Annotated in this window: 13 protein-coding genes and 1 pseudogene; 9 read left to right on the top strand and 5 right to left on the bottom strand. The window is 60.6% G+C overall.

What is annotated here, in order from left to right:
• Nucleotides 1-7 precede the first annotated feature (7 nt).
• The 5 genes from ACRRSD_RS08515 to edd all read right to left on the bottom strand — a co-directional run bounded on the left by ACRRSD_RS08515 (nt 8) and on the right by edd (nt 6,729).
• Nucleotides 8-1,267, bottom strand: a complete 1,260-nt coding sequence (locus ACRRSD_RS08515; protein WP_435037790.1) for a D-mannose isomerase — start codon at nt 1,265-1,267, stop codon at nt 8-10.
• Between the two features lie 309 nt (nt 1,268-1,576).
• Nucleotides 1,577-3,046, bottom strand: a complete 1,470-nt coding sequence (locus ACRRSD_RS08520; RefSeq protein WP_077574255.1) for an ATP-binding protein — start codon at nt 3,044-3,046, stop codon at nt 1,577-1,579.
• Nucleotides 3,036-3,767: a response regulator gene (locus ACRRSD_RS08525; protein WP_007917879.1), complete on the bottom strand. Its 732-nt coding sequence runs from the start codon at nt 3,765-3,767 to the stop codon at nt 3,036-3,038. The genes ACRRSD_RS08520 and ACRRSD_RS08525 overlap by 11 nt, the downstream gene beginning before the upstream one ends.
• A 179-nt stretch (nt 3,768-3,946) precedes the next feature.
• Complete coding sequence (locus tag ACRRSD_RS08530) at nt 3,947-4,906, bottom strand: glucokinase (protein ID WP_435037791.1); 960 nt, start codon at nt 4,904-4,906, stop codon at nt 3,947-3,949.
• Nucleotides 4,903-6,729, bottom strand: coding sequence for a phosphogluconate dehydratase (gene edd, locus ACRRSD_RS08535; RefSeq protein WP_435037792.1), 1,827 nt, complete (start codon nt 6,727-6,729; stop codon nt 4,903-4,905). Before edd ends, ACRRSD_RS08530 begins: the two co-directional genes overlap by 4 nt.
• Nucleotides 6,730-6,949: 220 nt before the next feature.
• Between edd and gap the strand changes: the two genes are divergently transcribed.
• The 9 genes and pseudogenes from gap (at nt 6,950) to ACRRSD_RS08580 (ending at nt 17,625) form a co-directional block, all read left to right on the top strand.
• Nucleotides 6,950-7,951: a type I glyceraldehyde-3-phosphate dehydrogenase gene (gap, locus tag ACRRSD_RS08540; protein WP_435037793.1), complete on the top strand. Its 1,002-nt coding sequence runs from the start codon at nt 6,950-6,952 to the stop codon at nt 7,949-7,951.
• A gap of 199 nt (nt 7,952-8,150) precedes the next feature.
• The gene (locus tag ACRRSD_RS08545; protein ID WP_435037794.1) at nt 8,151-8,669 is read left to right on the top strand and encodes an RNA polymerase sigma factor; all 519 of its coding nucleotides are present in this window, start codon (nt 8,151-8,153) and stop codon (nt 8,667-8,669) included.
• Nucleotides 8,670-8,794: 125 nt separating this feature from the next.
• Nucleotides 8,795-9,760 (top strand): FecR family protein, encoded by a 966-nt coding sequence (locus tag ACRRSD_RS08550; protein WP_435037795.1) that lies wholly within the window; start codon nt 8,795-8,797, stop codon nt 9,758-9,760.
• Between the two features lie 121 nt (nt 9,761-9,881).
• Nucleotides 9,882-12,467 carry a TonB-dependent receptor gene (locus tag ACRRSD_RS08555; protein ID WP_435037796.1) on the top strand — a complete coding sequence of 862 codons (2,586 nt, stop codon included), beginning with the start codon at nt 9,882-9,884 and terminating at the stop codon, nt 12,465-12,467.
• 111 nt (nt 12,468-12,578) lie between these two features.
• A complete protein-coding gene (locus tag ACRRSD_RS08560) occupies nt 12,579-13,175 on the top strand; it encodes a biliverdin-producing heme oxygenase (RefSeq protein ID WP_435037797.1) in 597 nt (198 codons plus the stop codon).
• A gap of 167 nt (nt 13,176-13,342) precedes the next feature.
• Entirely contained in the window at nt 13,343-13,753 is a 411-nt protein-coding gene (locus ACRRSD_RS08565) for a YbaN family protein (protein ID WP_435037798.1), read from the top strand.
• A 463-nt stretch (nt 13,754-14,216) separates the two neighbouring features.
• Nucleotides 14,217-15,224 (top strand): annotated as a pseudogene (locus ACRRSD_RS08570) (PDC sensor domain-containing protein); the annotation flags it as partial.
• 102 nt (nt 15,225-15,326) lie between these two features.
• Nucleotides 15,327-16,082, top strand: a complete 756-nt coding sequence (locus ACRRSD_RS08575; protein WP_400507418.1) for a methyl-accepting chemotaxis protein — start codon at nt 15,327-15,329, stop codon at nt 16,080-16,082.
• A gap of 193 nt (nt 16,083-16,275) precedes the next feature.
• Nucleotides 16,276-17,625 carry a CoA transferase gene (locus tag ACRRSD_RS08580; protein ID WP_435037799.1) on the top strand — a complete coding sequence of 450 codons (1,350 nt, stop codon included), beginning with the start codon at nt 16,276-16,278 and terminating at the stop codon, nt 17,623-17,625.
• The last annotated feature ends 301 nt before the right edge of the window (nt 17,626-17,926 follow it).

Raw genomic sequence — 17,926 nt, forward strand, 5'->3', positions numbered from 1 at the left:
CGTATGGTTACACAGGACTGCTCTGGGACAACTGCGCCAGCGCAGTCGCCATGCTCGGCGACAAGGGTAGACGAGGGATCAGCACCGCCTGCCAGGCGTGATACAGATCGGGTTTACCCGGCCAGATATCGGCACTTGGCAGGTTTTGCGGGTTGAGTTCGTGGTGCCAGCTGCCGTCGCAACGGTCGATGAAATTCATCTCGCAGAATTCCCAGAACAGTCGGTACCAGGTTTCGTATTGCGCATCACCGCTGCGTTTGAGCAAGGCGCTGGCAGCAGCGCTGGCCTCGGCGTGCGTCCAGTGCAGACGATGGCGGACAACGGCTTTGTTGTGCCAGTCGAGGGTGTAGACGATGCCCGGCAAACCATCGACGTCCCAACCGTTGCGGCAATTGTTCTCGAACAGTTTTTGCGCGTCGGTGGCGAGCCAGCCGGGCGTCAACATGCCGGCCTGCACCCGCGCGGCTTCGAGATGGAGCAAGAGCCGCGCCCACTCAAAACCGTGGCCCGGGGTGGTGCCGTACGGGCGGAAACCGTCGGCAGGATTGTCGTGGTTGTAGTCGCGCAGCGGTTGCCAGTCGCGGTCGAAATGCTCGATGACCATGTAACCGTTGCCAGCGGCGTGACCGTGGATCACCCGCTCAACGATGCGTTGCGCACGTACCAGCCAGCGCGGATCTTCAGTGACATCGGCCAGCGCGAGGAACGCTTCGGTCGCGTGCATGTTGCTGTTGGCGCCGCGATAGGCTTCTTCTTCGCTCCAGTCGCGATTGAAGAATTCGCGCATGGCGCCCTCTTCTTCACTCCAGAAATAGGTGTCAATGATGTCGATCGCATCATCCAGCAGCGCTTGGGCGCCGGGACGCTGTGCGACTACAGCGGAGCTGGCGGCCAGTGCGACAAAGGCATGCAGGTAGGCGTTCTTGCCGGTGTTGTCGTCGCGGTGTTCGGCGACGGCAAACCAGCCGCCGTGCAACGCATCACGCAACGGCCCGCGCAGGGCGGCGATGCCGTGATCGACCAGTTCGGCAAAACCCGGCAGGCCCTGAATATGGGCCATGGCGAAGCTGTGGGTCATGCGCGCGGTGTTCATGGTTTCGGATTGCGCGTTCGCTGGCAGACGGCCGCGTTCGTCGAGGTTACCGAAACCGTGCGGGAGTTTTGCTGCCTTGGCGAAATCCAGCAGACGCAGGCCTTCGGCGGCAAGCCATTGCTGGTGTGCAGGGGCGTTCAGCCAACTGCTGAAGCCGGGTTGGAAGAGATCCATGGGTGGCCTTTTTTGTTGTTATGACTGCGGGGAGTCTAAACAACGGGTCGGGTTGGGCTTGTAACGAAGGGGGCGGGGTTTGTCACTGATCCGTGACAAAAGAGCCACCCTCACCCCAGCCCTCCCGAAACGTCGGACCGCCCAGAGGGAGAGGGGGCCGACCGAGGTGTAATAAGCTTTCCGCCGACCTGAAATACCGAGTCGATTATGGATTCAGCGTTGTACGGTCAGGTCGGCGTATATCTGCAGCATCCCCCGATCAGTCCCCTCTCCCACCGGGAGAGGGCTAGGGTGAGGGGCTCTTTTGATCTAATCCGCTGAACGCGGCAACTGCAACGTCACCCGCAACCCACCCTCTCGCAAATTCTGCAACGTCACTTCCCCGCCATGGCTGTGGGCAATATTGCGTGCAATGCCCAACCCCAAGCCATATCCCTGCTGCTGCCCCGCCAACCGGAAGTGCGGCTCAAACACCTGCTCCAAGCGCTGCTCCGGCACTCCCGGCCCTTCATCATCAACGTGTAAGACAAACGCGCTGTCATCGTCATCGATGTGCAGATGTGCGTTCTGCCCATACTTCAACGCGTTGTCGATCAAATTACCGATGCAGCGCTTCAACGCCAAAGGTTTACCCGGATACGCCGCCAACGCACGACCATGCTGAGTCACCCGACCGTTGCCGTTCGGCGCCAGATACGGCTCGACCAGACAATCAAGCACATGGTTGAGGTCCACCGGTTCGATGTTCTCGTGGATGTCAGTGTCTTTCACGCATTGCAGCGCGCCTTTAACCAACAACTCCAGTTCATCCAGATCACGGCCGAACTTGGCTTGCAGCTTCTCGTCTTCCAGCAGTTCGACGCGCAAACGCAAACGGGTGATTGGCGTGCGCAGGTCATGGGAAATCGCGCTGAACAACTGGCTGCGCTCAGTCAGGTAACGGCTGATGCGCTCGCGCATGGTGTTGAACGCGCGGCCCACTTCGACCACCTCACTGCCGCCGCCCTCGGCCACTGGCTCGACGTCGGCGCCCAGCGACAAATCTCGCGCTGCCCGCGCCAGGCGCTTGAGCGGCCGGCTCTGCCAGTGCACCAACAGGCCGATGAACAACAGCAAGAATCCGCTGGTGAGGACGATGAACCACACTTGCTGCGACGGCAGGCCTTGTTCTTCAAGACTGGTGTACGGCTCGGGCAACAATGAGGCGATGTACAGCCATTCGCCCGGAGCCATTTGAATTTGCGTGACCAGCACGGGCGGATTGACCGGCTCCAGAGTCAGCGCGTAATGCGCCCATGAGCGCGGCAGCTCATCGAGTTTCAGCCCGGCGTTGAAAATCCGCAGATCTTCGGGGCTGACAAAGGTCACCGAAATATCCGTGTCATTGCCGAGGGTCTGGCGCAGCACTTCATCGACCGCTTTCATCACCGCCGCTTTACGCGGCGTGACCGGCAATACGTCCATGCCCAGCGGCTTGTCGTTGAGCGTCACGACGAATCGGGTGCCGCCCATGCTGCGCAACTGGTCGAGCACCAAAGGACGATAAGCCACCGGCAACGAGCGGAAATAACTGACGCTGGCGGTCATCGAATGGGCGAGGCTGCGGGCGCTGGTGACCAGGCCTTCGAGTTGTGTGGCGCGCAGTTGCGAGACCCAGATCACGCTCGACAAGGTCTGCGCAAACAACACCGCGAGCAAGGTCAGCAGCAACATCCGCCCGAGCAGCGAACGCGGTACCGGCACCTTGGCGGCGAGTTTGCGCAACGACTCAGTGAGCATTGCCGGCAACCACGTTGGCTGCCAGTTGGTAGCCGCTGCCGCGCACGGTGCGAATCAGCCGTGGCGGTTTCTCGGTGTCGCGCAGACGCTGGCGCAAACGGCTGACGGCCATGTCGACGATGCGATCGAGCGGCATCAGGTCGCGGCCCCGGGTGGCGTTGCCGATGGTGTCGCGGTCGAGGATTTCCTGCGGGTGATCGAGGAATAGCTTCAGCAGGGCGAAGTCGGCGCCGGAGAGAATCACTTCCTCGCCGTCAGTGTGAAACAGCCGATGACTGACCATGTCCAGGCGCCATTCATCGAAGGCCAGCACGTCACTGCCACTGCGCTCTTGGCCGAATTGCGCACGCCGCAGCAGGGCTTTGATGCGGGCTTGCAGTTCGCGCGGGCTGAAGGGTTTGCCGAGGTAGTCGTCAGCACCGAGTTCCAGACCGATAACGCGGTCGGCTTCGTCGGAACTGGCGGTGAGCATGATAATTGGCACCTGCGCCTGACGCGGATGCTGACGTACCCAACGGCACAGGCTGAAGCCGTCTTCGTCGGGCAGCATGACATCGAGGATCACCAGATCGCTCGGCGCCTCGTTGAGAGCCTGACGGAAACTGGCACCGTCGGCTGTGGCCCGTACCTGAAACCCGGCGCGGGTCAGGTAGGTTTCCAGCAACTCGCGTATTTCCTGGTCGTCATCGACCAACAATATCGACTTGTTGACTGAGCTCACTTCGAAGGCATCCTTGTTGTTGGAATTGGGGCGGATTATGCCTTAAGCATGGAACTTACAAACACCACAGAACCACTGTGGGAGCGAGCCTGCTCGCGAATCGGTTTAAACATTCAACAAATCTGTTGACTGACACACCGCTTTCGCGAGCAGGCTCGCTCCCACAATTGGAATGCATTTCAGGTCGGGATTGATTGATCCAGGGCCACGCCAGCACCGACAAGCCCGGAATACGGCGCTGTCACCAGCCACACCGGAATGCCTTTGAAGTAATCGCTCATGCACCCTTTGTCAGCGAAGCTGCGAGCGAAACCGCTTTCGAGGAAGAAGTCGGCAAAGCGTGGAATCACACCGCCGACGATATACACCCCACCACGCCCGCCCGTGGTCAGCACGTTGTTGCCGGCGACACGGCCGAGCCAGCAGCAGAACTGCTCGAGCACTTCCAGGGCAATCGGATCACCCGCCAGGCCAGCAGCCGTAATCGCTTCCGGCGTATCAAGCGTTGGCTCATGCCCGTCCACTGCGCAGATCGCCCGATAAACCCGCGGCAAACCGCCGCCACTCAACGCGGTTTCCGCGCTGACATGGCCGATCTCGTTGTGGATGTGCTGCCACAGCTGGGTTTCACGCGGGCTGCTCAGCGGCAAATCAACATGACCGCCCTCGCCCGGCAAAGCCGCGAAACGGCCCTCGCCCAAATCAAGCAAGGTGCCGACGCCAAGGCCAGTGCCCGGACCGATCACCACCGCCGGACGCAACGGCTCCGGCGTACCCTCGCAGACCACGCGGAATTCGCCCGGCTGCAAACGGGTCATGCCCAGCGCCATCGCCGAGAAGTCGTTGACCAGCAACAACTGCTCGACCTGCAAGGTTTTGCAGAACGCCGTGCGGCTCAGGCGCCAGTGGTTGTTGGTGAACTTGAATTCATCACCACTCACCGGGCCGGCCACCGACAGGCATACCGAACCGATCGAACCCGGCGCCACACCAAGCCCGCTCAGATAGAGGCTGATCGCCTCTTCCGGGCTGGCGTGGTCGGCGGTGGCCAAAATCTGAACCGATTGCAGTTGCTGGTTTTTCCACAACGCGAACCGCGCGTTGGTGCCTCCGATGTCACCGACCAAAGCCAGTTTCAATTAAGCGTCTCCAGGGCAGAAGTGAAGGCGCTGGCGCCCTGCTCCGCCGAGCTGAAGGCCATGCGCATGAAGCCGAACAGTTCGCGCCCGCTGCCGATGTTGTTGCCCAACAGGCCTTTGGCAGGTTCGCGCGCTGCAAATTCTGCGGCGTCGACCTTGAGTTCCAAGGTGCCTTTGACGCCATCGACGCGGATGATATCGCCCTCTTGCACGCGTGCCAAAGCGCCGCCGACATAAGCTTCAGGGCTGACGTGAATCGCTGCGGGGATTTTCCCCGAGGCGCCGGACATCCGGCCGTCAGTCACCAACGCGACTTTGAAGCCGCGATCCTGCAGCACGCCGAGGAACGGCGTCATCTTGTGCAGCTCGGGCATGCCGTTGGAACGCGGGCCCTGGAAGCGCATCACGGCGACGAAATCTTTTTCCAGCAGGCCGGCCTTGAACGCATCGGCAAGGTCCTGCTGATCCTGGAACACCATCGCTGGTGCTTCGACGATCTGATTTTCCAGCGCCACAGCGGACACCTTCATCACACCGCGACCGAGGTTGCCTTCCATCACGCGCAAACCGCCTTCCTGCGAAAACGCACGAGCGACCGGGCGCAGGATGTTTTCGTCGAGGCTGTCGACCGGGCCTTCACGCCAGACCAGCTCGCCGTTATCGAGGAACGGCTCTCTGGTGTACTTGCTCAGGCCGTGGCCGAGCACGGTGTTGACGTCTTCGTGCAGCAGACCGGCGGCGAGCAGTTCGCGGATCAGGAACGACATACCGCCCGCCGCCTGGAAGTGGTTGATGTCGGCTTTGCCGTTCGGGTAAACGTGGCTCAGGGTCGGCACGACTTCGGAGAGGTCGGCCATGTCCTGCCAGGTCAGTTGAATGCCCGCGGCCATGGCGATGGCCGGCATGTGCAGGGTGTGGTTGGTCGAGCCGCCGGTGGCGTGCAACGCAACAATCGAGTTGACCAGCGCCTTCTCGTCGACGATTTCGCCGATCGGCATGAAGTTGCCGTTTTGTTTAGTGAGGCGCGTGACCTGGTGCGCGGCTTCGCGGGTCAGCGCGTCACGCAGCGGTGTGTTCGGGTTGACGAAAGAAGCGCCCGGCAAGTGCAGGCCCATGACTTCCATCAGCAATTGGTTGGTGTTGGCGGTGCCGTAGAACGTGCAGGTGCCCGGGCTGTGGTAGGACTTCATCTCCGATTCCAGCAGCTCTTCGCGGGTGGCTTTGCCTTCGGCGTACTTCTGGCGCACGTCGGCTTTTTCCTTGTTGGAAATCCCCGAGACCATCGGCCCGCCCGGGACGAAAATCGTCGGCAGATGGCCGAAACGCAGCGAGCCCATCATCAGGCCCGGGACGATCTTGTCGCAGATGCCGAGCATCAGCGCACCGTCGAACATGTTGTGTGACAGCGCCACCGCCGTGGACATGGCGATCACTTCGCGGCTCGGCAGGCTCAGCTCCATACCCGGCTCGCCCTGGGTCACGCCGTCGCACATCGCCGGCGTACCACCAGCGAACTGGCCGACCGAGCCGATTTCGCGCAGGGCGTTCTTGATCTGTTCCGGGAACACTTCGTACGGCTGGTGCGCCGAGAGCATGTCGTTATACGAAGACACAATGGCGATGTTCGCCGAGTTCATCATCCGCAGGCTGTGCTTGTCTTCGCTGCCGCAACCGGCCACGCCGTGGGCGAAGTTGGCGCATTGCAGCTTGCCGCGCATCGGCCCGTCAGTGGCGGCGCCGCGAATCAGTGCAAGGTAAGCCTGACGCGTGGCGCGGCTGCGGGCGATAAGCCGTTCGGTGACCTCAAGGACGCGGGGATGCATGTGTAGAACTCCAGGCTAACGGATGTGGCGACCTGATTGTCTATGCTGATCAAACGCCGTTGTTGTTGGAATGACAGACGGTTTTTTTGACCATTCGGACCAGTTGATTCAGGTCACTCGTTGTAGATAAAACAAAATATTGCCACTAAAAAGGCTTGTTTTCTATTTTTATGCGAATAATCTTGTAATTCCAACAACAAAACGACGGCGGCGCTGTTCCATGACTCTTCGAATCGCAATCAATGGTTTTGGCCGCATTGGCCGTAATGTCCTGCGCGCACTGTATACCCAAGGCTATCGACAGGATTTGCAGATCGTCGCCATCAACGATCTGGGCGACAGCTCGATCAATGCTCATCTGCTCAAATACGACACCGTTCACGGCACGTTCGACGCTCAGGTCGAGCATGACAACGAAAGTCTGACCGTCAACGGCGACCGCATCTCGGTCAGTGCCATTCGCAACCCGGCCGAGTTGCCATGGGCGGCGGAAAAGATTGATGTGGTGTTCGAATGCACCGGTCTCTTTACCGATCGCGCCAAAGCGGCCGCGCATATTACTGCCGGCGCACGCAAAGTGATCATCTCGGCCCCGGCCAAAGGCGCCGACGCCACTGTGGTTTATGGTGTGAACCACGACATTCTGCGCCAGTCGCACCAGATCATCTCCAACGCTTCGTGCACCACCAACTGCCTGGCGCCAGTGGCGCAAGTGCTGCACCGCGAACTGGGGATCGAAAGCGGTCTGATGACCACGATTCATGCCTACACCAACGATCAGAATCTGACTGACGTTTATCACACCGACCCGTACCGCGCGCGTTCGGCCACGCAGAACATGATCCCGAGCAAGACCGGCGCCGCTGAAGCGGTGGGCCTGGTGCTGCCGGAACTGGCGGGCAAACTGACCGGCATGGCCGTGCGCGTGCCGGTGATCAATGTGTCGCTGGTGGACCTGACCGTGCAGCTGAAAAAAGAAGCCAGCGCCGAGGAAGTCAACGCGCTGATGAAAGCGGCTAGCCAACACTCGAAGATTCTCGGCTTCAACACCTTGCCGCTGGTATCCAGCGACTTCAACCACAACCCGCTGTCGTCGATCTTCGACGCCAACCACACCAAATCCAGCGGCAAACTGCTGAAAGTGCTGGCCTGGTATGACAACGAGTGGGGCTTCTCCAACCGCATGCTGGATAACTGCCTGGCGCTGTGTAACGCGGAATAATCTCAGGTTATCCCCTGCCCCTGTGGGAGCGAGCCTGCTCGCGAATACGATGTGTCATTCAACATTTATGTTGGCTGATCCACCGCTTTCGCGAGCAGGCTCGCTCCCACAGTTTTTTGCGCAGCTTTCAAAATCAGGGCTTGACCAGTCGACTAGATGATAAGCATTATCATTCGCTTGAAATCGATCAGGTCCTCCCGTGAGTCAATCGCGCTTCAACCACGTCTTCCTTACTCAGCGCACATCCTTGCTGCGTACGCTGGAGCGGATGGTCAACAATCACAGCACCGCTGAAGACCTGCTGCAGGAGACCTACCTGCGCGTCACGCGGGCGTTGAGCGAGCGGGCCATCGATCACCTCGAACCTTTTGTCTTCCAGACCGCGCGCAATCTGGCACTGGATCATCTGCGTGCGCGCAAGATCCGTTCGCGGACCATGGTCGATGACGTGCCGCAGGATGTCGTGCACAGCATCGCCGCCCCGACCAGCAGCGCCGAAGACGCCGCCCACGCTGAACAGATGCTGGAGCGCCTGAACGTGAGCCTCAGTCAACTCAGCCCCCGCCAGCAGCAAATCTTCATCCTTAGCCGTTTGCACGGGAACAGTTATCAGGAAATCGCTGATGAGCTGAATGTTTCCCTCAGCACTGTGCAGAAAGAACTGAAGCTGATCATGAGCATTTGCATCGGCGTCGCTGAACGTCTGAATGGCGACTGAAGCTGTAGGGCTTTTCTGTAAGTGCCAGGATCGCCTGCACGGATCAGCTGGCTTTGTTACCCTTGCCCGACTTTTACGCTTCACTTGAAAAAACAGCCGTGCGCAGACACTGCCGAGGAAACACCGTGACGGACACCCACCGCTCGCCTTCGCCGGATTCGGTGCAGGACGCTGCCAACGCAATGGACCAGGCTTTGGACTGGCTCATCGTGCTCGGCAGCCCGGACGAGGAGCAGACCCGGCAGTTTCATGCCTGGCTGGCGGCTGATCCGTTGAATGCCGAGGCGTTCGCCAAGGCTCAGGCGATCTGGGACGGCCCGCAAGTCGCCCTGTGCGCGCAAAGCCTGGCGGCCAAGCCTGCAAAGGTCACTTTCCTCAAGCGTCTGCACCCGCACTGGAAACCGTTGGCCACCGCCGCCGTGCTGGTGCTCGGTCTGTTCAGTTTCAGCAATTTGCCGATGCGCATTCAGGCCGATCATTTGACCGTGGTCGGCGAGCGCCAGCGTCTGCAATTGGAGGACGGCTCGAAAGTCCTGCTCAATACCAACTCGGCATTCTCCAGCACCATCAACGATCAGCAGCGCGTTGCCCGGTTGTTTCAGGGCGAGGCGTTTTTCGAGATCGCCAGCGGCCGCAGTCAACCGCTGGAAATCGATGCCGGCCCGGTCACCGCCAGCGTGCGCGATACCGCGTTCGCCGTGCGTTATCTCGATGGCGTCGCGCAGGTCAATGTGCAACGCGGCGACGTCGATCTGCGCGCCACCCATAACGATGCTCGTGTGCGCCTGACTGCCGGCGAGAGCATTCGCATCGGCCCCAACGGTTTCGACCGCCCGGCCAAACTCGATGCCAACACCGATCTGGCCTGGGTCCAGGGCCGGCTGGTGTTCGAAAACTGCCCGCTGAATCAGGTGCTGGCCGAATTGCGCCGCTACTATCCGGGCTGGATCATCAACAACAACGAGCAACTGGCGGACGTCGCCGTGACCGGCAATTACCGTCTCGACCAGCCGCTCGACGTGGTGCGTTCCCTCGCGCACATCACCTCGGCGCGCCTGCAGGAATTCCCCGCGCTGGTGATTTTGAACTAAATGAGAATTATTTTTACTCGATAGCCAACGTCAGTACGTCTCGTTATAGCCAATGCAATTGATTCGCAACACGCGAAGCAATCAGCACCTATAAAGATTCGTGCGACACGGAGCGCTATCGATGTCCTCACGCCTTACCCGCCAGACTTCCTCCCCTTCTCGCGTATTGTCGCTGCTGACCGCTGCCATTCTGATGGCCGGCACCGCGCCACTGATGGCTGCCACTGAGCAACCGACGCGCAACATGGGCGATTACTCGTTCGCCATCGGCCAGCAGCCGCTGGTGTCGGCACTCAATGCCTTCACCGCCGTGACCGGTTGGCAGGTCGGCTTGCCGGCAGAACTGGGTCAGGGCGTGTCGTCGCCGGGCGTGCGTGGCTCATTGCCAGCGGAAAAAGCCCTGGAGCGTCTGTTGGTGGGGACCAACCTGAGCTTCCGCAAAATCGGCAACAACAACGTCGTGCTGGAAAAGCGCAACGCCAGCGGCACGCTCAATCTGGATCAGGTGACCATCAGCGCCACCCGTCAGGAGCAGTCGGTCAACAGCGTGCCGGCTACCGTCACCGTGCAGACCCGTCAGGATCTGGACCGCAACAACGTCAACACTATCAAGGATCTGGTGCGTTATGAGCCGGGCGTTTCCGTCGGCGGCGCCGGCACCCGTGGCGGCATCAGCGGCTACAACATCCGTGGTATCGACGGCGACCGCATCCTGACGCAGGTTGATGGTGTGGAAGTGCCAGACGGTTTCTTCAACGGCCCGTACGCCAAGACCCAGCGCAACTACGTCGATCCGGAAATCGTCAAACGCGTGGAAATCCTCCGTGGCCCGGCCTCGGTGCTGTACGGCAGCAACGCCATCGGCGGCGCCGTCAGCTATTACACCCTCGATGCCGACGACATCATCAAGCCAGGCAAAGACGTCGGCGCCCGCATGAAAACCGGTTACAGCTCCGCCGATGACAGCTGGCTGAAGTCCGCCACACTTGCCGGCCGTGCCGACCAGTTCGACGGTTTGCTGCACTACAGCCAACGCGACGGCCACGAAACCGATTCCTACGGCAGCAACAATGGCACTGGCCTTGAGCGCACCGCCGCCAACCCGGAAGACGTCCGCGCCTACAACGTGCTGGCCAAGATCGGCTGGAACTACAACGACGATTCGCGTCTGGGCCTGACCTACGAAAAGTACAAGGATGATCGCGACACCGATCAGAAAAGCGCTTACGGCGGCCCGTACTTCAACGGCGCGCCGACCATTCCGAACAGCGTGCTGCCCGGCGGCATGTACCAGTGGCGCACCGGTAACGACACGATCACCCGTGAGCGTATCGGCATCGAACACTCGTTCGCCCTCGACAGCCTGCTGGTCGACAACGTGAAGTGGAGCCTCAACCACCAGATCGCCAAGACCGACCAGAGCACCACCGAGTTCTACTACCCGATCACCCGTAAAGTGCTGCGTACTCGCGACACGATCTACGAAGAAAAGCAGTGGGTCTTCGATGCGCAACTGGACAAGGCGTTCGCCATCGGCGCCACCGATCACGTGCTGACTTACGGCACCACCATCAAGCAACAGAAAGTCACCGGCTCGCGCAGCGGCGACGGCACCTGCCTGGCCGTCGGCCGGGGCTGCAGCGCTATCGGCGCAACCAGTACCGCTGACGTGTTGGCCAAAGCCACCGACTTCCCGGACCCGACCATCAACACCTACAGCGTGTTCGCTCAGGATCAGATCAGCTGGAACAACTGGACCTTCCTGCCGGGCCTGCGCTACGACTACACCCAGCTCAAGCCGCACATCACTCAGGAATTCCTCAACACCGTGGCGGCTGACGGCCAAGGCACGGTCAGCGACGAAAACAAGACCTGGCACAAAGTCTCGCCGAAATTCGGCCTGACCTACGCCCTGACCGAGAATTACACTTGGTACGGTCAGTACGCTGAAGGTTTCCGCACACCGACCGCGAAAGCCCTGTACGGCCGCTTCGAAAACACCACCACCGGCTACAGCGTGGCGCCGAACCCGGACCTGGAACCGGAGAAAAGCAAAAGTTATGAAACCGGTCTGCGCGGCAACTTCGAACACGGTTCGTTCGACGTGGCAGTGTTCTATAACAAGTACCGCGACTTCATCAACGAAGACGCTGTGACCCCGGGCCGCAACGAGCTGACCTTCCAGTCGGCCAACATCAAGCACGCCACCATCAAGGGTGCGGAAGTCAAAGGTCGCCTGAATCTGGATGCGTTCGGCGCCCCGCAAGGCCTCTACACCCAAGGCTCGATCGCCTACGCCTACGGTCGCAACAACGACAACGGCGAGCCGATCAACAGCGTCAACCCGCTGACCGGCGTGTTCGGTCTGGGTTACGACCAGGACAACTACGGCGGCCTGCTGAGCTGGACCGTGGTGAAGAAAAAGGATCGCGTCGACGACAGCAACTTCAAGTCGCCGGATGGCGTCAGCAGCCAGTTCAAAACCCCGGGTTTCGGCATTCTTGATCTGGCCGGTTATTACAAAGTCACCGACGACGTCACCGTCAGCGGCGGCATCTACAACCTGACCGACAAGAAATACTGGCTGTGGGATGACGTGCGCGGTTACGACAGCGTTGGCGAAGCCTCGGTGACGCAGCCGGCCAACCTCGATCGCCTGACCCAACCGGGCCGCAACTTCGCGATCAATCTGATCTGGGACATCTGATCCGGCCAACCTCACTGCGCGTGTTTTCTCCCCGCGCAGTGAGGTTTTTTTACGCTTGCACGTCGCCTTGTTCGTCTCGTTATCAAGCGCCTCTTTTATCAAGGACATGTCATGACCACTTCGGAAAAAGCCCTGCGTTCACAACGCCTGAACCAGATAACCCATGAGCCGCACAGCAAGCTCGACGCCTTGGTCAAAGCCCACGCGCCGTTCGAGACCCGCGCCAACTTCGCGCGTTTTGTCGTTGCGCAGTACCTGTTCCAGTCGGAACTGGTCGACCTGTACAACGACGCCGAACTCACCGCCATCGTCCCTGACCTGCCGGCCCGTTGCCGTGCCGAAGCGGCCAAGGCTGACTTGGCTGATCTGGACACCGAAGTGCCGGCTCCGGTTGCGGGCGCGGTGAAAAATCCGAGCAAGGCTCGCGCACTGGGCTGGATCTTTGTCTCCGAAGGTTCGAAGCTCGGTGCGGCATTCCTGATCAAACGCGCCGTAGCGCTGGAGCTGAACGAAACCTTTGGCGCCCGTCACCTCGGCGAGCCTGAAGGTGGCCGTGCCGAAGGCTGGAAAAGCTTCGTGCGTACTCTCGATTCGCTGCAATTCAGCGCTGAAGAAGAGGCTGAGGTGGAGCAAGGCGCGATCGATGCATTCAACCGCTTCACCGTGCTGCTGGAACAGGCTTACGCCACAGAAGCCGAACCGGCCTGATCCCCGACACACCACAAAACCCTGTGGGAGCGAGCTTGCTCGCGAAGACGGCGGCACATTCAACACTGATGTGACTGACATACCGCTTTCGCGAGCAAGCTCGCTCCCACATGGGAACAGCGCAAGTCTGTAGAATCCCCATCTCGCCTCACAGCAATCCCGAGCCCATGCCGCAACCCGCCTCCTCGAAACTCGCCCGCGTGCTGTTCGGCCTCTTGGCCTACGTCAGCCTCGGCATTGGCCTGATCGCCATCGTCGTGCCAGGCCTGCCGACCACCGAGTTCATCCTCCTCGCCGCCTGGGCCGCGACGCGCAGCTCACCGCGCCTGAGTGCCTGGCTGGAAAACCATCGCCTGTTCGGGCCGATCCTGAGCAACTGGCGCAACGGCAAGATCATCGCGCGCAAGGCCAAGATCAGTGCGACGGTAAGCATGTTGCTCTGCGCGACTCTGATGCTGGTGATGCTCGACCACGGCTGGCCGGTCTATCTGGCGATAGCCGGGATGAGCCTGGGCAATCTGTGGATCTGGACACGCCCGGAAACCATCCGGGTCTGTACTGACCCGTCATCGCACTGAAACTTCCCTGTAATTATTCGCTTTTTCAGCACATTCTCCTGCGCAAACGTTTAGCACTGACCGTCCGTCGGCACGCGCCTCATGCCCTCTGCTTCCACGCCGATGAGCATTGAATGGCGCTGAATGGATTTGGCGAACCGGGTAGTTCATATCCGCCTGCCACCCGTTTATTCATTCGCGAGATCGCCCTATGTTCGACGCTCTGTCCATTCGCCTGAAAATCGTTCTGCTCTCCGGCCTGTGCCTGCTCGGTGTAGTCGCGCTGATCGTCGGCATGAACATCTACCAGACCAACCAGAACGACGAACTGGTCAGCAACTCCAGCAACAAATTGCTCACCGCCAGTGTGCAGAATCTGTTGCAAGCCAAAGCTGCCGAACAAGCCGTGCGGGTGCAGAAAACCTTCGGTGAAAGCCTGACGGTGATCACTGCCGTAGCGGATCAGATCAAGGACATGCGCGTCATGGCCGCCAAGCGTTCGCTGGACGCCGGCGCCTTGCGCGAAGAGTTGAACCTGAGCCTGAAAACCGCCTTCGAGCGCAACGACAAAGTGCTCGGCATCTGGCTCGCTTTCGAACCGAACGCTCTCGACGGCAAGGACAGCGAATTCGCCAACGATGCCGCGCGCCAGTCCAACGAAGCCGGACGTTTTGCCACCTACTGGAGCCGCGCCGCCGGCGCCTCACTGAACACGATCATGGTCGAAGAAGACCTGACCAAAACCACTCTCAGCGTCAGCGGCACCCCGTATAACAGCTGGTACACCTGCCCTCGCGATGCCAAGCGCACTTGCCTGCTCGACCCGTATGCCGACACCGTCGGCGGCAAGGAAATGCTCATGACGACCATTTCCGTGCCGTTTATTGTCGACGGCAAAGCCATCGGCGTGGTTGGCGTCGACATCGCCCTCGACGCCCTGCAAGCAGCGGCCGTCGACTCCCAGCGCAACCTGTTCAACAACGCCGGGCACATGCTGATCGTCTCCGGCAGCGGCGTGCTCGCTGCCGACAGCTCCGACGCGAGCAAGGTCGGCAAAAAGATCAGCGACACCCTCGGTGCCGATGGCAAAGATGTGCTGCAACTGCTGACCTCCGGCACCCCGAAGATTCTTGAACAGGGCGACCTGATTCGTGCGGTGTACCCGGTCGACCCGATCGGTAACTCACGCGCCTGGGGCGTGGTCATCGACTTGCCGAAACAAGTGCTGCTGGCCGACTCGGTCAAGTTGCAAGCGGTACTCGACGATGCTCAGGATACCGGCGTGATCACAGCGCTGCTGGTTGCCGTGGTCGCCGGTCTGGTCGGCCTGTTGCTGATCTGGCTGACCGCGTCCGGCGTTACTCGCCCGATCAACAGCGTTGCCGAGATGCTGAAGAACATCGCCAGCGGCGAAGGCGATCTGACCCAACGCCTGAACTACAGCAAGCAGGATGAACTGGGCGAACTGGTGAACTGGTTCAACCGCTTCCTCGACAAGCTGCAACCGACCATCGCGCAGATCAAGCAGAGCATCACCGAAGCCCGTGGCACCGCCGACCAGTCTTCGGAAATCGCCCGTCAGACCAGCGAAGGCATGCAGGTGCAGTTCCGCGAGATCGATCAGGTCGCCACCGCCTCCAACGAAATGAGCGCCACTGCCCATGACGTCGCCAACAGCGCATCGAACGCGGCCAATGCGGCGAAAGGTGCCGATCAGTCGGCCAAAGATGGTATGTCGATCATCGAGCGCAGCACCCGCGACATCAACCAACTGGCCGATGAAGTCAGCAAGGCTGTGACCGAAGTTGAAGCGTTGGCGGTGAATAGCGAGCAGATCGGCTCGGTGCTGGAAGTGATCCGCAGCATCGCCGAGCAGACCAACCTGCTCGCCCTTAACGCGGCGATTGAAGCGGCCCGTGCCGGTGAGAGCGGCCGTGGTTTTGCCGTGGTTGCCGACGAGGTGCGCAACCTCGCCAAACGTACGCAGGATTCAGTGGAAGAGATTCGCATCGTGATCGAGCGGATTCAGACCGGTACGCGGGGCGTGGTCGCGACCATGCATTCGAGCCAGACCCAGGCGCACAACAACGCCGGACAGATTCGTCAGGCGGTGGATGCGCTGGGCAAGATCAGCGACGCGGTGACGGTGATCAGCGACATGAACTTGCAGATTGCCAGTGCGGCCGAACAGCAGAGTGCGGTGGCTGAAGAGGTCAATCGCAACGTTTCGGCGATTCGTACCGTCACCGAGACGCTGACCGAGCAAGCCACCGAGTCGGCGGCGATCAGCAGCCAGCTCAATGCCCTGGCGAGTCAGCAGATGAAATTGATGGATCAGTTCCGCGTCTGACGCTACACCGTTGAACCCTGTGGGAGCGAGCTTGCTCGCGAAAGCGGTCTGCCATTCAGTAATGATGTTGAATGTGACGGCCCCTTCGCGAGCAAGCTCGCTCCCACAGGGGTGAGTGTTCACCTGCCGGTGATTTCATCTGACTCGGGATTCTTTTGCACTATCATCGCCCTCTCGCTCCGGAGGGCCTTCGATGACTGATTTACTCACGTCCATTCAAGCCGCACTCGGCTTGCCGCACACGCCGATTCCGTTCACCGCCGATGGCGCACTGCCCTCGGCATTCGCCGTCACTGAGCTTGCCTGCGCCAGCATTGCCGCTGCCGGTCAGGCCGTCAGCGAATTGCTCCGGCAGCAGACCGGTCAGCAACTTGCCGTTGAAGTCGATCGTCGATTGGCCTCGTTCTGGTTTGCCACATCAATCCGTCCCATCGACTGGCAAGTCCCGCCACTGTGGGATCCAGTCGCTGGCGATTACCAGACCCGCGACGGCTGGATCCGCCTGCACACCAACGCTCCACATCACCGCGCCGCCGCTGAACGTGTGCTCGGTGCCTGCGCCGACCGTGCCGCGATGGCGGCGAAAGTCGCGCAATGGGCGAGTACAGATCTGGAGCAAGCGGTGGTCGAGGCCAAGGGCTGCGCCGCCGAAATGCGCAGTTTGGCACAGTGGCAGAAGCATCCGCAGGGGCTCGCGGTGAATGCCGAACCGCTGGTGCATTTCCTCGAGTCGCCGGATGAGAACAATCCAGCGTGGCAAGGCTCGCTGGCGCAACCGTTGGCCGGGCTCAAAGTGCTGGATCTGACACGCGTACTCGCGGGTCCCACTGCCAGTCGCTTCCTCGCTGGCCTTGGCGCCAACGTGTTGCGCATCGATTCCCCGACCTGGAATGAGCCTGGTGTCGTCCCGGAAATGACCCTCGGCAAACGCTGCGCGCGGCTGAACCTGCGGGATCCGGCTGATCGTGCAGTTTTCGAGGGTTTGTTGAAAGACGCCGACATTCTGCTGCACGGTTACCGCGCCGATGCGCTGGAGACTCTCGGTTTCGGCGTTGAGCGCCGTCGCCAACTGGCACCGGGCCTGATCGATGTCGCTCTCAACGCTTACGGCTGGAGCGGCCCGTGGCAGAACCGCCGGGGCTTCGACAGTCTGGTGCAGATGAGCAGCGGCATTGCCGAAGCCGGCCAGCATTGGAAGCAGGCCGAGGTGCCGACGCCATTGCCGGTGCAGGCGCTGGATCATGCGACGGGGTATTTGCTGGCGGCGAGTGCGCTCCGACTGTTGACCGAGCGTTTGAACACGGGTCGCGGTGGCTCGGCGCGGTTGTCGCTGGCGCGTACGGCGAAGTTGTTGATCGAGCATGGGCCGGGGACAACTGAAGCGTTGCGCGTCGAGGATGAACAGGATCAGAGTACGTCGATAGAGCAGACCCCGTGGGGCCCGGCGCATCGTTTGCAGGTGCCGGTGAAGATCAGCGGCACGCCGATTCAGTGGGCGTTGCCAGCTACAGAATTGGGTTCCCATCGACCACTGTGGGTTTAAAAAGCCCCTCACCCTAACCCTCCCGAAACGTCGGACCGCCCATAGGGAGAGGGGACTGATTGGGGGATATTGAAGAGATTCACCGACTTGAACGATTGATTCGGAATCCATAATCGACTCGGTCTTGCAGGTCAATGGACAGCGCAAAACACCTCGGTCGGCCCCCTCTTTCAGAGGGAGAGGGACTGATTCGGGGATATTGAATAAATTCACCGACCTGAACGCTTGGCGCTGAATCCATAATCGACTCGGTCTTTCAGGTCGTTGGACAGCGCAAGACACCTCGGTCGGCCCCCTCTCC

Origin of the sequence: Pseudomonas neuropathica (assembly GCF_051174785.1) — a bacterium.
GTDB classification, from domain to species: domain Bacteria; phylum Pseudomonadota; class Gammaproteobacteria; order Pseudomonadales; family Pseudomonadaceae; genus Aquipseudomonas; species Aquipseudomonas neuropathica_A.

What these genes read in the sequence shown, in the direction of transcription:
- ACRRSD_RS08515 (WP_435037790.1), bottom strand. Translation starts at nt 1,267, where the DNA reads ATGGATCTCTTCCAACCCGGCTTCAGCAGTTGGCTGAACGCCCCTGCA.
- ACRRSD_RS08520 (WP_077574255.1), bottom strand. Translation starts at nt 3,046, where the DNA reads ATGCTCACTGAGTCGTTGCGCAAACTCGCCGCCAAGGTGCCGGTACCG.
- edd (WP_435037792.1), bottom strand. Translation starts at nt 6,729, where the DNA reads ATGCATCCCCGCGTCCTTGAGGTCACCGAACGGCTTATCGCCCGCAGC.
- gap (WP_435037793.1), top strand. Translation starts at nt 6,950, where the DNA reads ATGACTCTTCGAATCGCAATCAATGGTTTTGGCCGCATTGGCCGTAAT.
- ACRRSD_RS08555 (WP_435037796.1), top strand. Translation starts at nt 9,882, where the DNA reads ATGTCCTCACGCCTTACCCGCCAGACTTCCTCCCCTTCTCGCGTATTG.
- ACRRSD_RS08560 (WP_435037797.1), top strand. Translation starts at nt 12,579, where the DNA reads ATGACCACTTCGGAAAAAGCCCTGCGTTCACAACGCCTGAACCAGATA.
- ACRRSD_RS08565 (WP_435037798.1), top strand. Translation starts at nt 13,343, where the DNA reads ATGCCGCAACCCGCCTCCTCGAAACTCGCCCGCGTGCTGTTCGGCCTC.
- ACRRSD_RS08575 (WP_400507418.1), top strand. Translation starts at nt 15,327, where the DNA reads ATGCAGGTGCAGTTCCGCGAGATCGATCAGGTCGCCACCGCCTCCAAC.
- ACRRSD_RS08580 (WP_435037799.1), top strand. Translation starts at nt 16,276, where the DNA reads ATGACTGATTTACTCACGTCCATTCAAGCCGCACTCGGCTTGCCGCAC.